Origin of the sequence: Streptomyces sp. NPDC035033 (genome assembly GCF_040636735.1) — a bacterium.
Classification (GTDB): Bacteria; Actinomycetota; Actinomycetes; order Streptomycetales; family Streptomycetaceae; genus Streptomyces.
In genome coordinates this window covers 91,686-106,630 of the sequence record NZ_JBEZUZ010000002.1, presented here as the reverse complement: position 1 = coordinate 106,630, position 14,945 = coordinate 91,686, and the positions used below count along the sequence as shown (strand labels likewise).

Here is a 14,945-nt window from a genome sequence, read left to right as displayed (position 1 = left end):
TTCATCAGCGCGAACGTGACGGTTCCCGGGAGTGCGCCCATGAAAGCCGCCCGCCGGGGAAGGGGTCAACGGCGTTGACATAACCTCGGAAGGGAAGGGGAAAGGGCCGCTCATGGCTAAGAAAGTGGTGCCGGAGGCGGAGCGCCGCCGTAGAAAGCCCGTCAAGGTGGGAGGGGTCGTGCTCTCGGAGCGGCTCTACATCGAGACCGCCCTGCGGATGCTCCAGGAGCACGGGAGGGACGGGCTGACCGTGCGCCGGCTCGGCGCGGCCCTCGGCGCCGACCCCAGCAGCCTCTACCGCTACTTCCGCTCCACCGACGACCTCCTCCTCGCCGTCGGCGACGAGCTCATCGGCCGCGCCCTGCGCGGCTGGACGCCCGCCGGCGACTGGCGGGCCGACCTGCGCGACCTCGGCCTGCGCATCCACTCCGCCTACCTGGCGCACCCGCAGGCGGCGATCCTCACCGCCAGCCGGGTCAGCGGCCGGTCCCACGAGATCGCCGCCGACGAGGCGATCCTCGGCGTCCTGCGCACCGCCGGCCTCCCCGACGCCGAGGCGGCCCGCGTCTACCACGCCTTCATCGACCAGGCCCTCGCCTTCGCCGCCCTCGACGCGGCGGCGCTCGCCCTCCCGCACACCGCGCGCGCCGCCGACGAGGCCGTCTGGCAGGCCACGTACGCCCGCCTCCCCGCCGCCACCCACCCGCACATCGCGGCCACCGCCCCCCGCCTGGTCGCCCGCATGAAGGACAGCGCCTATCCGACGGCCCTGGACATGCTCCTGGAGAGCGCGGCGGGGGTCCTCACGCGCGTGAGGGGGCGGACGCCGGACCCGGCCAGGCCGCGGAGCGGAGGAGACGCAGGCCGTTGAGGCCGACGAGGACGGTGGAGCCCTCGTGGCCGGCGACCCCGAGGGGGAGGGGGAGGGTGCCGAGCAGGTCCCAGGCGACGAGGACGGCGATGAACGCGCCCGCGATCACCAGGTTCTGGACGACCAGCCGGCGCGCGGCGCGGGAGAGGGCGACGACCGCGGGGACGGCGGCCAGTTCGTCGCGCACGACGACGGCGTCGGCGGTCTCCAGGGCGAGGTCGGACCCCGCCCGGCCCATGGCGATCCCGCTGTGGGCGGCGGCCAGCGCGGGCGCGTCGTTGACGCCGTCGCCGACCACGAGCACCCGGCGGCCCTCCGCCTCCCACGCGCGCACGGCGGCCACCTTCTCCTCGGGCAGCAGTCCGGCGCGCACGTCGGTGATGCCGACCCGCTCGGCCACGTGCCGCGCGGCCCGCTCGTTGTCGCCGGTCAGCAGGGTCGGGGCGCGGCCGGTCAGCCGGGTCAGCGCGGCCACGGTCGCGGCGGCGTCGGGCCGGAGCCGGTCGGCGACGCCGAGGACGCCCACCGGCTCCCCGTCGCGGACCACCGCCACCGCGGTCCTCCCCGACTCCTCCAACTCCCGCACCACGCGCGCGTGCTCACCGCCGGACAGCAGCCGGGCGGGCGAGCCGACCTCGATCCGCCGGCCGTCGACGGTGGCGGTGACGCCCCGGCCGGGGGCGGCGGCGAAGTCCTCGGCGGCGGCCAGGACGAGGCCGCGTTCCCGGGCGGCGCCGACGACGGCGCGGGCCAGCGGGTGCTCGCTGGGGTGCTCGGCCGAGGCGGTGAGCCGGAGCAGGGCGTCGGCGTCGAGTCCGCTGCCGGGCAGCGGGCGGAGCTCGGTCAGGCGCGGGGTGCCCTCGGTCAGGGTGCCGGTCTTGTCGAGGGCGACGGCGTCGACCTGCCCCAGGCGCTCCATGACGACGGCGGACTTGGCGAGGACGCCGTGCCGGCCGGCGTTGGCGATGGCGGAGAGCAGCGGCGGCATGGTGGAGAGGACCACCGCGCACGGCGAGGCGACGATCATGAAGGTCATCGCCCGCAGCAGCGCGGACGTCAGGTCGTCGCCGAGGGCGAGCGGCACGCCGAAGACGGCGAGGGTCGCGAGGACCATGGCCAGCGAGTACCGCTGCTCGACCTTCTCGATGAACAACTGGGTGGGCGCCTTGGTCCGCGACGCCTCCTCGACCATCCGCACGATCCGGGCGATCACCGAGTCCGCCGCGTCGCGCCCGACCCGCACGCGCAGGGCGCCGGTGCCGTTGACGGTCCCGGCGAACACCTCGTCGCCCGTCTCCTTGACCACCGGCAGCGGCTCGCCGGTGATGGTGGCCTGATCGACCTCGCTCGTCCCGCCGACGACCCGCCCGTCCGCGCCGATCCGCTCCCCGGGCCGCACCAGGACCGTGTCCCCGACCGCGAGCAGCCCCGCGTCGACGGTCTCCTCGGAGCCGTCGGCGAGCAGCCGGGTCGCGGTGGCGGGCGCGAGGTCGAGCAGACCGCGCACCGAGTCCGCGGTCCGCGCGGTCGCGACCGCCTCCAGGGCGCCGGAGGTCGCGAAGATGACGATGAGCAGCGCGCCGTCGAGGACCTGCCCGATCGCGGCGGCGCCGAGCGCCGCGACCACCATCAGCAGGTCCACGTCGAGCGTCCGCTCCCGGAGCGCCTTCAGTCCCTCCCACCCCGGCTCCCAGCCGCCGGTGGCGTAGGAGGCGGCGAAGAGCGTCCCCCACAGCCAGGCGGGGCCGCCGGCCAGGTACGGGAGGAGGGCGAGGAGGAACAGGCCGAGCGACGCCAGCGCCCAGCGGACCTCCGCCAGCGCGAGCGCGCGGGTACGGCGGCGGGGCGGGGGCGCGGGGGTCGCCGTGGGCGGGGGCGCGGACGCGGGTTCGGGGGAGGGGTGCCGGTCCTGCCGGGTCGGACGGTCCAGGGGAGTGGGCATGACGGAGCGACCCTTCGCGGGGCGGGGGCATCGACACGTCCACCATACTGGAACATCTGAAGAGGTCTTCATATGTCATCCGTATGATGGGCGCATGGGCCACGGAATCGACACCACCACCGGTGCCACCTCCCGCGAGCGACTCGACGCCGTCGGCACCGCCGACGTCGCCGCCACCCTCCAGGCCCTCGCCACCCCCTCCCGCCTGTACATCCTCGCCAGGCTCCAGGAAGGCCCCTGCTCGGTCGGCGACCTCGCCGAGGCCGTCGGCATGGAACCCTCCGCCTGCTCCCACCAGTTGCGCCTGCTGCGCAACCTCGGCCTGGTCACCGGCGAGCGCCACGGCCGCTCGATCGTCTACGCCCTGTACGACAACCACGTCGCCGAACTCCTCGACCAGGCCCTGTACCACGTGGAACACCTCCGCCTCGGCGTCCGCGACGCCCTCCCCGAGGCCCCCGGGGGCCGGTCCTCCTGACAGGGGGCGGCGCCGCCCGCGGCCCCTCGGCCGGCAACCGCCCCGCGGAGGGCGGGACATGGACGAGAATCGAGCGGTCCGCGCACCCCGTCGACCGCCTCCGGGAGGCCCCGCCCATGCGTACCCGACCCGCGTCCCCCGTCCGGATCGGCGCCCTCGCCCCGCTGACCCGCCCCGGCTGGACGGAGGCGGGCCGGCACCTGCTCGCCGGCCTCGAACTGGCCGTCGCGGAGGTCAACGGCGCCGGCGGGATCGACGGACGCCCGCTCGACCTGGTGGTCAGGGACACGGCGGCCGACCCGCGCCGGGCCGAGGCGGCCGTGGACGAACTGGACCGCCTGGGCGTGACCGCCCTGGTCGGCGAGTACCACAGCGTCGTCGCCCGCGCCGCGGCCGCCCGGGCCGACGCCCTCGGCCTGCCCTACCTCTGCTCCTCGGCGGTCCTCGACGCGCTCACCGAACGGCCCGCGGAACGGGTGGCGCGCCTGGCCCCGGCCCAGTCCCACGGCTGGCGCGTCTACGCGGACTTCCTCCTCGCCGCGGGCCACGCCCACATCGCGGTGGCCGCCGAACCGAGCGCGTACTGGACGGCGGGCACCCGCCTCCTCCGCGACCACCTGACCCCCCACGGCGGCACCGTCACCGAACTCGCCGCCCGCGACCTCACCCCCGAGGAACTCTGCGACGCCCTGGCGGGGCGGCCCGCGACGCCCGGAGGGGACGGGCCGACCGGAGGGGACGGAGGACCGACCGGAGGGGACGGCGCGCCCGGCGGCGGACCGGCCGATGGGGGACCGGCCGGCAGCGGACAGGCCGGCGGGGGACCGACCGGCGGGGAACCGGTCGGCAGCGGACAGGCCGGCGGGGGACCGACCGATGGGGGACCGACCGCGCTCCTCCTCCTGACCGGTTTTCCGGACCCGGCGGTCCCGATCGTCAAGGCCGTCCGCCGGGACCCCCGCCTCGCCGGGCTGCTGATCGGCGCGCCGGCCGGGCAGCCGGAATTCGCGGAGTGGGAGGCCCTCCTGGGCGGCGACGGCGCCGCGGTCCCCTTCCTCCGCTACCTCCCCGCGCGCCCGGGCCCCCTCGGCGCCCGCGTCGAGCGGGCCCTGCGCGCCCGCCTGGGCGAGGAACCCTCCTTCGTGGCCTTCGAGGGCCACGACACGATCACCGTCCTCGCGGCCGCCCTCCGCGCCCGTGGCACGGACCGCGGGGCCCTCGCCGGGGCGTGGTCCGAGGTGACCGTCGAGGGCACCCGGGGCGAGATCCGCTTCACCCGCCCCCAGGGCAGCCCGGTCCACCAGTGGGCCTGGCCCCCCGTCCAGGTGGCCGACCGCGACCCGGCCGCCCCCACTCGCTTCCGCACCCTCCGCACCGGCTGACGCCCACGACCGCACGGCCGACCGCCCCGCCACCGGCCACCGAACACCCCTCGACCAGCAAAAAGACCCTCCCGAAGGAGGGTCTTCCGTCGTGCGCCCCCGGCAGGACTCGAACCTGCGGCCAAGTGCTTAGAAGGCACCTGCTCTATCCGCTGAGCTACGGGGGCCCGGTGGGCCCGGGGCCGGTGGCCCGGGTGGGTGGGGTGGGCTTGCGGGGACAAGGATAGGGGTCTTGTCGCCGCGGCCCGGTTGCTTCACCTGCGTGGCACGATGTGGAGGTTCGGTGAAGCGAACCGATAATCGCAGGCAGGTGCGATTCGCGCAGCGCTTTTCGCACCGCTCGCGGCGGGTGTTGTGCAGTCGTTATGCCCGGGGCCGCGAGCCCCCTCCCCTTCTTCGGCGCGCAGGGCCCCCATACGCTTCAAAAACGCTCATAAATTGGGCATTCTTCGCATGTGGTGACCTTGGACGAACGGCCTCAGCTGATCGACGCACTCTCCGCCCTGCGCGACCGAGTCGCGGCCGTGCGTCTGCCCCTGCCCCTGCCGGACGCGCCGCGCGCCCGGCAGACCCGGGCCGAGCTGCTCGCCCAGCTCGACGACTACCTGGTGCCGCGGCTGAAGGACCCGGACGCGCCGCTGCTCGCCGTCGTGGGCGGGTCGACCGGGGCCGGGAAGTCCACGCTGGTGAACTCGCTGGTCGGACGGCGGGTGAGCGAGGCGGGGGTGCTGCGGCCGACCACCCGGACGCCGGTGCTCGTCTGTCACCCGCAGGACCACCACTGGTTCGCGGGGCTGCGGGTGCTGCCGCAGCTCACCCGCGTCTGGCTGCCGCAGGCCGACGAGACCGACGAGGACCACCCCGCCAGGGACGTGGAGGCGGGGGACAACGCCCTGCGGGTCGAGACCGCCGCCACCCTGCCCCGGGGGCTCGCCCTCCTCGACGCCCCCGACATCGACTCCCTCGTCGTCGAGAACCGGCTGCTCGCCGCCGAGTTGATGTGCGCCGCCGACATCTGGGTCATGGTCACCACCGCCTCCCGGTACGCCGACGCCGTGCCCTGGCACCTGCTCCGTACCGCCAAGGAGTACGACGCCACCCTCGTCACCGTCCTCGACCGGGTGCCCCACCAGGTCATCGGCGAGGTCTCCCGGCAGTACGCGGCGCTGCTCGACAAGGCCGGGCTCGGGGACGTACCGAGGTTCACCATCCCCGAGCTGCCCGAGTCGACCGGGGACGGGAGCGGGCTGCTGCCCGAGAGCGCCGTCGCCGCGCTCCGGGGCTGGCTCGCGCACCGCGCCGAGGACCCCGCCGCGCGCCAGCAGGCCGTCTCCCGCACCGCCACGGGCGTCATCGACTCCCTCGACACCCGGCTCCCCGAACTGGCCGGGGCCGTCGCCGCGCAGTACGCCGCCGCCGTACGCCTCGGGGGCGCCGTCGAGGACGCCTACCGCCGGCAGGGTGCGCGGGTGCGCAAGGAGCTCGGGAAGGGGGCCGTGCTCGCCGGGGACGCCCGGACCCGCTGGCGCGCCTATCCCCGCGACAGCACCGGCGACGAACTCCTCGACGCCCTCACCGAATCCCTCGCCGCCCTCCTCCACTGCGCCGTCTCCGCCGCCGAGGAGGCGATCCGCGAGGTCCACCGCCGGGAGCCCGCCGCCGGCGCCCTCCGGGGCGCCCCCGCCGTCGGCGACCGCGAGGTCGCCGAGCGGATCGGCCTGGAGGCGCGGCGCTGGCGGCGCGTCCTGGAGGAGCTGGCCGAGGAGGAGGTGCGGAACGTGGAGAAGCCCGCCGGGCGCGGCGCCGCCCGCGCCGCCCTCCCCGACGCCGAGACCGTCGCCGCCCTGCTCGCCGCCTCCCTCCTCGGCGGCCGGCGCGCCCGCCCGGCCGGCGAGCGCCTCGCCGAACTCCTCGGCGCCCAGGCCGCCCTGCGCCTGCGCGACCGGGGCGGCGACCTCGTCCTCACCCACGTCGACCGCGTCCTGCACGCCGAGCGCGACCGCCGTCTCGCGCCCCTCGACGCCCTCGACGTCACCCCCGAGCCGCAGGCGGAGCTGATCGCCGCGCTCTCCGTACTGCAGAAGGAGAAGTGACGTGGCCCAGAAGCCGGAGAAGGCCGTCCGGGAGCAGGAGCGGGACCGGATGCGCGACCGGGGCCGCGAGCGCGGACGCGAGCGGGAGCGGGACCGCGACCGCGACCGGGAGCGGTGGGACGACGGGCTGATCGCCCGGCGGGCCGCCCGGCGGGCCGCCCCGGACGAGCCGCCCGCGGCGGAGGACGAGGGCGGGGCGGAGGAGACCGAGAGGTTCGGGGGGAGCTACGGCAGCGGGCTGCGGACCCGGCTCGACGCCCTCCACGAGCTCGTCGGACTCTCCCGCACCCGGGTCGAGAGCGAGGCCCTCGCCGAGGCCGGGCGGGTGCTCGACGAGGCCGCCGCCCGCCAGCGGCTCTCCTCCCGGCACACCGTCGTCGCCCTCGCCGGCTCCACCGGCAGCGGCAAGTCGACCCTCTTCAACGCCCTCGCCGGCGTCGCCGTCTCCGAGACCGGGCTGCGCCGCCCCACCACCTCCGCGCCGCTCGCCCTCACCTGGTCCGAGGGGGCCGCGGGGCTCCTCGACCGGCTCGGCGTGCCCGGCCGGCTGCGACGGCGCCCCCTCGCGGGCGGGGCCGCCGACGCCGAGCTGCAGTCCCTCGTCCTTATCGACCTGCCGGACCACGACTCGGCCCTCACCGCCCACCGCGACCAGGTCGACCGGGCGCTCGGCCTGGTCGACGCCGTCATCTGGGTGGTCGACCCGGAGAAGTACGCCGACGCCGCCCTCCACGAGCGCTATCTGCGGCCGCTCGCCGGGCACGCCGAGGTCACCTTCGTCGTCCTCAACCAGATCGACCGGCTCGGCACGGAGGCCGCCGAGCTCGTCCTCGACGACCTGCGCCGGCTGCTCGACGAGGACGGCATGGCCCTCGGCGAGCACGGCGAACCCGGCGCCACCGTGCTGCCGGTCTCCGCCCTCACCGGCGAGGGCGTGCCCGAACTCCGCGAGCTCCTCGCCCGGTTCGTCCAGGAACGCACCGCTCCGGAGCGGCGCATCGCCGCCGACATCGACGCCGCCGCGGCCAAGCTGCGGCCCGCCTACGTGGCCGACGGCCGGCCCGGGCTCGGGGAGCGGAGCCGCGAGCAGTTCGCGGGCCGGCTCGCCGTCGCCGTCGGCGCACAGGCGGCCGGCGAGGCCGCCGAGCGGGTCTGGCGGCGGGGCGCCATCCGCGCCTGCGGCTCGCCCTGGCTGCGGCTCCACCGCTGGTACGAGCGGAAGCGCGCGCACGGCTCCACCGACCCCCGGCTCGAACCGCCCGTCGAGGACGAACTGACCGCCCGGCAGCGCGTCGAGCAGGCGGTGCGGATCGTGGCCGACGAGGCCTCGCGCGGGCTTCCCGCGCCCTGGGCCCACGCCGTGCGGGAGGCCGCCGCGCGCGGCGCCGAGGGGCTGCCCGAGGCGCTCGACGAGCTGACCGTCACCCTCGGCGACCCGGCCGCCCGGCCGCCCCGCCCCGCCTGGTGGCCGGCCGCCGTCCTCGCCCAGGCCCTGATGACGCTCCTCCAGCTCTTCGGCGCCCTGTGGCTGGTGGGCCAGATCGTCGGCGTCGTGGAGCCGGGGCTGCTGCCGCCGGTGCTGATCATGGTGGCCGGCATCGCCGGCGGTCCGCTCGTCGAATGGGCCTGCGAGAGCGCGGTGAAGGGGCCGGCCCGGCGGTACGGGCAGGAGGCCGAGCGCAGGCTCGCGGAAGCGGCCGCCGCCTGCGGCCGGGCCCGGGTCCTCGACCCCGTCTCGGCCGAACTGCTGCGGTACCGCGAGGTGCGCGAGCAGTACGCGAAGGTGGCCGGGCCCCGGCCCTCGCCGCGGATCGTCGGCGGCGGCCGCGGCGGCGCCCTGCGACTGGGCGCGACCCGGACGGGGGCCCGCGTCCGCTAGGAGCGCGGCCCCGGGCCACCTCCCCGGGCCACCTCCCCGGGCCACCTCCCCGGGCCACCTCCCCGGGCCACCTCCCCGGGCCGCCTCCCCGGGCCGCCTCCCCGAACCACCCTCCCGGGTGAGCGAGTTGTCCACAGTCCGTCGGTCGTCCACAGGCGCCGGCGGGCTTCTCGCCGCCCCGCCAGCATGGTCCTCACCAGGACGGGAGCAGGACTCGGGGAAGGGGTACGAGGGATGAACGACACGACGGTGACGCTGGTGGGGAACGTGGCGACGGCGGTGGAGTACCGGGACACGGCGGCCGGGGCGGTGGCCCGCTTCCGGTTCGCGGTGACCGCCCGGCGGTGGGACCGCGAGCGCGCGGTGTGGGCCGACGGGGCCACCAGCTTCTACACGGTCTCGGCCTGGCGGACGCTCGGCGCCAACCTGGCCGCCTCGGTCTCGGTGGGGGAACCCCTGGTGGTGCACGGCCGGCTGAAGGTCCGTGAGGACGAGCGGGACGGGCAGCGCAAGACCTTCGTCGACGTCGACGCGCTCGCCGTCGGCCACGACCTGACCCGCGGGACCTCGGCCTTCCGCCGGACGGTACGGGCCGAACCGAGGCCCGGGACGGAGGCTCCTCCCGGCGCCCCTCCGGGCACCCCGCCGGACGTCCCCCCGGGTGCCTCCCCGGGCGCGGGGGAAGGCGACTTGACGGATCGACGGGAGGCCCCGCGGCTCGTCCCGGCGGACGGGACGGACCCCTGGACGGCCGCGGCGCACCAACTGGTAACCGCTTCCTGACCTTGTGTTGTGGGGATTTGTCGACCAACTCGCCAGGGGTATAACGATTTCGAGACGGAATGGTTATCTCACCGCAGGACCGGGGACCGGACTCTTCCGTCTCCCTAGGATTCCCGAGTACTCATGAGGCACATGAGCCCATCGAGTCAGTGAGTCTGCAGGCGGGCGCTCCCCCCACGCGAATCGACCACGTTCGCGGAGCGACTCGCCCGGAGGGGAAAGCAATGTTTTCAGTTCGTGGGCGCGGTGCTGCCCGTTCGGCCGCCGTGGCGCTGGTCTCGGGTCTGGTCGCCTCCAGCGCGATAGCCCTCGCCGGCCCGGCGATGGCCGAGGACGGCGGCGGCGCCGCCGCGACGCTGGGCGGCCTCAAGGAGTCCGGCAAGATCCAGATCCAGAGCGACCGGGGCGACTCGACCGAGCGGGGCGGCCTCTTCGAGCTGACCGTCGAGGGCGGCGGCTCGCTCCAGGCGTACTGCATCGACCTGTGGACGTCCACCGACGCGGGGACGAAGTACCGGGAGACCGACTGGGACAAGTCGACCCTGCACGAGAACCCGAACGCGGGCAAGATCCGCTGGATCCTGCAGAACTCCTACCCGCAGGTGAACGACCTCAACGCGCTGGCCGGCAAGGCCGGCGTGCCCGCCCTGACGGGCGACGAGGCCGCCACCGCGACCCAGGCCGCGATCTGGAAGTACTCGGACAACGTCACGGCCACCCCGGAGGACCCGGAGGCCAAGAAGCTCGCCGAGTACCTGGTCGCCGAGGCCGCCAAGGCGCCGGACCAGGAGGAGCCGAAGGTCTCCCTGGCCGCCTCCCCGGCGTCCGTCGCGGGCAAGGCCGGCGAGAAGCTCGGCCCGGTCAAGGTGGCCACCACGGCCGCCGACGGCGCCGTCAAGATCGCCCTGCCCGCCGACGCCCCGGCGAACGTCAAGGTCGTGGACAAGGACGGCAAGGCCGTCACCTCCGCGGGCAACGGCACCGAGCTCTTCCTGGACGTCCCGGCCGGCACCCCGGACGGCTCGACCAAGATCGCCCTTCAGGCCGAGACCGAGGTCGCGATCGGCCGCGTCTTCGGCAGCGTCGAGGGCCACGAGCAGACGCTGATCCTGGCCGGCAGCAGCAAGTCCTCGGTCAACGCCGAGGTCACCGCCGCCTGGGCGAAGAAGGGTGCGGTCCCGGCCGTCACCGTCGCCGAGAACTGCGCCAAGGGCGGCCTGGACGTCACCGCCTCCAACGAGGGCGACGAGCCCTGGACCTTCGAGGTGAAGGGCGTCTCCTTCACGATCGCCGCCGGCGAGACCAAGACCGTCACGGTCCCGGTGCCCGAGGACACGGCGTACGACTTCACCATCACGGGTCCGAACGGCTTCTCGAAGACCTTCCAGGGCGTCCTGGACTGCAAGACCGCCCCGAGCCCGGAGCCGTCCACCGGCACCCCGTCGGAGACCCCCTCCACCGGCACCCCGTCCGAGACCCCCTCGGCGAGCCCGTCCACCCCGGCGCCCGGCACCACCACGGAGGCCGGCACGACCGGCTCCACCGGCTCCACCGGCTCCACCGGCGGTGACCTGGCCGAGACCGGCAGCTCCAACGCCACCCCGATGATCGCCGGCATCGCCGTCGCGCTCGTCCTGGTCGGCGGCGGCGCGGTGTTCTTCCTCCGCAAGAAGAAGGCCGCCGGCCAGTGAGCCGCTCCGCGTGACGTCACGGGGTGACCGCACCCCGTGACCACGACGGCCCCGGACGCACCCGCGTTCGGGGCCGTCGCGCGTCCGGGGCCCCGCGGCCCCCTCCGCCGTCCCGGCGGCCCGCGCCCGGGGTACTGGTTTCCGCCTGGGGGCGGCGGTGCGGCAAGATGGGTGTATCTGCCCACTCACTCTTTGCCGGACGGTTTCCTTTGGCTGAGTACATCTACACGATGCGCAAGACGCGCAAGGCGCACGGCGACAAGGTCATCCTCGATGACGTGACGCTGAGCTTCCTGCCCGGTGCGAAGATCGGTGTGGTCGGCCCGAACGGTGCCGGTAAGTCCACCGTTCTCAAGATCATGGCCGGCCTCGAGCAGCCGTCCAACGGCGACGCCTTCCTCGCCCCCGGCTACTCGGTCGGCATCCTCATGCAGGAGCCGAAGCTCGACGAGAACAAGACCGTCCTGCAGAACGTCGAGGACGGCGTCGCGGAGATCAAGGGCAAGCTCGACCGGTTCAACGCCATCGCCGAGGAGATGGCCACGAACTACACGGACGCGCTCATGGAGGAGATGGGCAAGCTCCAGGAGGACCTGGACCACGCCGAGGCGTGGGACCTGGACGCCCAGCTGGAGCAGGCCATGGACGCCCTGGGCTGCCCGCCCGGCGACTGGCCGGTCAACAACCTCTCCGGTGGCGAGAAGCGCCGCGTGGCGCTCTGCAAGCTGCTCCTGGAGGCCCCCGACCTGCTGCTCCTCGACGAGCCCACCAACCACCTCGACGCCGAGTCGGTGAACTGGCTGGAGCAGCACCTCGCCAAGTACAAGGGCACCGTCGTGGCCATCACCCACGACCGGTACTTCCTCGACAACGTGGCCGAGTGGATCCTGGAGCTCGACCGCGGTCGCGCCCACCCGTACGAGGGCAACTACTCGACCTACCTCCAGAAGAAGGCCGAGCGCCTCAAGGTCGAGGGCAAGAAGGACGAGAAGCGCCAGAAGCGGCTCAAGGAAGAGCTGGAGTGGGTGCGGTCCAACGCCAAGGGGCGTCAGGCCAAGTCCAAGGCGCGCCTCGCCCGCTACGAGGAGATGGCTGCCGAGGCCGAGAAGATGCGGAAGCTGGACTTCGAGGAGATCCAGATCCCGCCGGGCCCCCGCCTGGGCTCCGTCGTCGTCGAGGTCAGCAACCTCAACAAGGCCTTCGGCGACAAGGTCCTCATCGACGACCTCTCCTTCACCCTGCCCCGCAACGGCATCGTCGGCATCATCGGCCCGAACGGCGCCGGCAAGACCACGCTGTTCAAGATGATCCAGGGCCTGGAGAAGCCGGACTCCGGCGAGATCAAGATCGGCGAGACGGTCAAGATCTCCTACGTCGACCAGGGCCGCGCCAACATCGACCCGAAGAAGACCCTCTGGGCGGTCGTCTCGGACGAGCTGGACTACATCAACGTCGGCCAGGTCGAGATGCCGTCCCGCGCCTACGTCTCCGCGTTCGGCTTCAAGGGCCCGGACCAGCAGAAGCCGGCCGGCGTGCTCTCCGGCGGCGAGCGCAACCGCCTCAACCTCGCGCTCACCCTCAAGCAGGGCGGCAACCTGCTGCTCCTCGACGAGCCCACCAACGACCTCGACGTCGAGACCCTCTCCTCGCTGGAGAACGCGCTCCTCGACTTCCCCGGCTGCGCCGTGGTCGTCTCCCACGACCGCTGGTTCCTCGACCGGGTCGCCACCCACATCCTGGCGTACGAGGGCGACTCCAAGTGGTTCTGGTTCGAGGGCAACTTCGAGTCGTACGAGAAGAACAAGGTCGAGCGGCTCGGCCCGGACGCCACCCGTCCGCACCGCGCCACCCACAAGAAGCTCACCCGGGGCTGAGGACGCCGTGGCGAGACACCTCTACAGCTGCCCCCTGCGCTGGTCGGACATGGACGCCTTCGGGCACGTCAACAACGTGGTCTTCCTCCGCTACCTGGAGGAGGCCCGGATCGACTTCATGTTCCGGCTGGCGCCGGGGGACGGCAGCCCGTCCTTCTCCGGCGGGTCCGTCGTGGCCCGCCACGAGATCGACTACCTGCGCCCGCTGGTCCACCGGCACGAGCCGGTGACCATCGAGTCGTGGGTCACGAAGATCGGCGCGGCCTCGCTGACGATCGCGTACGAGATCAAGGACCCCGACGTCACCTACGTCCGGGCGTCCACGGTCGTCGTGCCGTTCGACCTGGAGGCGCAGCGGCCGCGCCGCATCACCGAGGAGGAGCGCCGCTTCCTCCAGGAGTACGTCGACGACGGGATGACGTCCGCCGCATGACCGTGCTCGCCCCGCTGCACTTCGCCGACCCCAGGGAGGCGGCGGCCCTCGCCGCCTTCCTGGGCCGGCTCGTGCACTACGACCGCGCCGCCGCCGTCCGCCTCCAGGCCGGGGGCGGCGCGCTCGCCGTGTTCGGACGCCCGCCGTCCTTCGAGGTCCTCGCGATCCGCACGGCCCGGCTGGAGGACGCCGTCGACCTCGACGTCACCGTCTCCGCCGGAGAGTTCCTCGACGGCATCGAGGAGACGGCCGGCAAGGCCGCCGTCCCCGGCGCCGTCACCGGCCCGCCCTGGGCCGGCGTCCTCCCGCCGCGCACCGGCTGGCGGCCCGTCGAGGGCCTGCCGGACGCCGGCGAGCTGCGCGGGGCGGTCGCCGCGGCCGTCGCCGAGTTCCGCCGACGCGACGCGGAACTGCCCGAGGAACGGCGCACCCGCGCCGAGCGCGACCGCATCGGCCGCGAGATCTGGTCCCGCGTCCTCGGCGCCACCGGCCTGCCGCTGCGGGCCGTGCACGCCGCCCAGTCGCTGGGCTTCCTGCCCCCGCGGGACGTGCCGGTCGCCCTGCTGGCCGCCGGCCCGTGGCTGCGGCTGCGCACCCCGTACGGCTCCGTCGCCCTGCGCACGGCCCCCACCGCGCTCACGGTCACCCCGGCCGGTTAGGCCGTTTCTTCCGGATCAGGCCGGGCTCGCGACTCCCCCGGCTACCGCTGGGAGGTGCCCCCATGCGCACGCACTCCCCCAGAGGGGGGACCCCAGCCGCGTTGTCGTCGGTCGCCGATGTCCCCCGGCTACCGCCGGGAGGTGCCCCCACCGCATGGACTCCCTCCTCCGCCTTGCGAGCGCACGCACCAGACGCCGCTCCCTGACCCGGCCTGATCCGGAAGAAACGGCCTAGCCGAAACCCGCCCTCACGGGATCCGCGGGCCCCTCCCGGTGAGCTCGTGCCTCAGCGAGGCGACCGAGAGGGCCGCCGCGAGCAGCAGCAGGCCCGCCGGGACGTGGAGGGCGCCCCGGGCGACGTTCTCGTCGGCCGGGACCGGGTCCATCCGCCCCGCCGGGTCGTACGCGATCCGGACCGGCGCGCCCGCCGCGCCCAGCTTCCGCTCCCAGGAGAACTCCTTCGGCCGGCCGCCCGGGCAGTCCAGCACGTGGTGGTACAGCCGCTTCGCCGCCGGGGCGCCCTCGCCGAAGGTGGGATGGTCGGTGACCCGCACCTTCCCCACCACGACACAGCTCACGGTCGCCCCGCGCACCCGCGAGTCCCGGGCCTCGACCCACACCGCGCCGAGCCCCGCGAGCAGCACCACCAGCGCCAGGACGCCGCCGCCCCGCCGGAAGAGCGCGTCGTGCGCCAGCGCCGCCGCCCCGGCCAGGACCAGCCCGACGAGGACCGCGAGCGCGGTCGGCACGCCCAGCGGGTTCCGCGTCGACCAGCCCGCCCACAGGTGCAGCAGTACGCCCGCGCCGAGCGGCACGGCCACCGCCCCCGCGTACGACAGAGCCTTTCCGTACCCCATCGG

At 74.8% G+C, this 14,945-nt stretch carries 12 protein-coding genes and 1 tRNA gene; 10 read left to right on the top strand and 3 right to left on the bottom strand.

What is annotated here, in order from left to right; all coding sequences use genetic code 11:
• Positions 1–112 precede the first annotated feature (112 nt).
• Positions 113–871, top strand: coding sequence for a TetR/AcrR family transcriptional regulator (locus AB0E83_RS01885; RefSeq protein WP_362104414.1), 759 nt, complete (start codon positions 113–115; stop codon positions 869–871).
• On the opposite strand, the gene AB0E83_RS01880 is transcribed toward AB0E83_RS01885, so the two are convergent.
• Positions 804–2,813: a heavy metal translocating P-type ATPase gene (locus AB0E83_RS01880; protein WP_362104412.1), complete on the bottom strand. Its 2,010-nt coding sequence runs from the start codon at positions 2,811–2,813 to the stop codon at positions 804–806. The genes AB0E83_RS01885 and AB0E83_RS01880 overlap by 68 nt on opposite strands.
• A 94-nt stretch (positions 2,814–2,907) precedes the next feature.
• On the opposite strand from AB0E83_RS01880, the gene AB0E83_RS01875 reads away from it, so the two are divergent.
• The gene (locus AB0E83_RS01875) at positions 2,908–3,291 is read left to right on the top strand and encodes a metalloregulator ArsR/SmtB family transcription factor (RefSeq protein WP_362104410.1); all 384 of its coding nucleotides are present in this window, start codon (positions 2,908–2,910) and stop codon (positions 3,289–3,291) included.
• 116 nt (positions 3,292–3,407) lie between these two features.
• Positions 3,408–4,673: an ABC transporter substrate-binding protein gene (locus tag AB0E83_RS01870; protein ID WP_362104409.1), complete on the top strand. Its 1,266-nt coding sequence runs from the start codon at positions 3,408–3,410 to the stop codon at positions 4,671–4,673.
• A gap of 94 nt (positions 4,674–4,767) precedes the next feature.
• Here the strand turns inward: AB0E83_RS01870 and AB0E83_RS01865 are convergent.
• A tRNA-Arg gene (locus AB0E83_RS01865) sits at positions 4,768–4,840 on the bottom strand.
• A 297-nt stretch (positions 4,841–5,137) separates the two neighbouring features.
• Here AB0E83_RS01865 and AB0E83_RS01860 point away from each other — a divergent pair.
• The 7 genes from AB0E83_RS01860 to AB0E83_RS01830 all read left to right on the top strand — a co-directional run bounded on the left by AB0E83_RS01860 (position 5,138) and on the right by AB0E83_RS01830 (position 14,085).
• A complete protein-coding gene (locus AB0E83_RS01860) occupies positions 5,138–6,766 on the top strand; it encodes a dynamin family protein (protein WP_362104408.1) in 1,629 nt (542 codons plus the stop codon).
• A 49-nt stretch (positions 6,767–6,815) separates the two neighbouring features.
• Positions 6,816–8,645, top strand: coding sequence for a GTP-binding protein (locus AB0E83_RS01855; protein WP_362104605.1), 1,830 nt, complete (start codon positions 6,816–6,818; stop codon positions 8,643–8,645).
• Positions 8,646–8,879: 234 nt separating this feature from the next.
• Complete coding sequence (locus tag AB0E83_RS01850) at positions 8,880–9,428, top strand: single-stranded DNA-binding protein (RefSeq protein WP_362104406.1); 549 nt, start codon at positions 8,880–8,882, stop codon at positions 9,426–9,428.
• Between the two features lie 224 nt (positions 9,429–9,652).
• Positions 9,653–11,119: a Cys-Gln thioester bond-forming surface protein gene (locus AB0E83_RS01845; RefSeq protein WP_362104404.1), complete on the top strand. Its 1,467-nt coding sequence runs from the start codon at positions 9,653–9,655 to the stop codon at positions 11,117–11,119.
• A 209-nt stretch (positions 11,120–11,328) separates the two neighbouring features.
• Entirely contained in the window at positions 11,329–12,993 is a 1,665-nt protein-coding gene (gene ettA, locus AB0E83_RS01840; protein ID WP_362104402.1) for an energy-dependent translational throttle protein EttA, read from the top strand.
• A gap of 7 nt (positions 12,994–13,000) precedes the next feature.
• A complete protein-coding gene (locus tag AB0E83_RS01835; protein WP_362104401.1) occupies positions 13,001–13,426 on the top strand; it encodes a thioesterase family protein in 426 nt (141 codons plus the stop codon).
• The gene (locus tag AB0E83_RS01830; RefSeq protein WP_362104399.1) at positions 13,423–14,085 is read left to right on the top strand and encodes a hypothetical protein; all 663 of its coding nucleotides are present in this window, start codon (positions 13,423–13,425) and stop codon (positions 14,083–14,085) included. The genes AB0E83_RS01835 and AB0E83_RS01830 overlap by 4 nt, the downstream gene beginning before the upstream one ends.
• A gap of 248 nt (positions 14,086–14,333) precedes the next feature.
• Here the strand turns inward: AB0E83_RS01830 and AB0E83_RS01825 are convergent, their stop codons facing one another.
• Complete coding sequence (locus AB0E83_RS01825; protein WP_362104397.1) at positions 14,334–14,942, bottom strand: hypothetical protein; 609 nt, start codon at positions 14,940–14,942, stop codon at positions 14,334–14,336.
• Between the last annotated feature and the right edge of the window lie 3 nt (positions 14,943–14,945).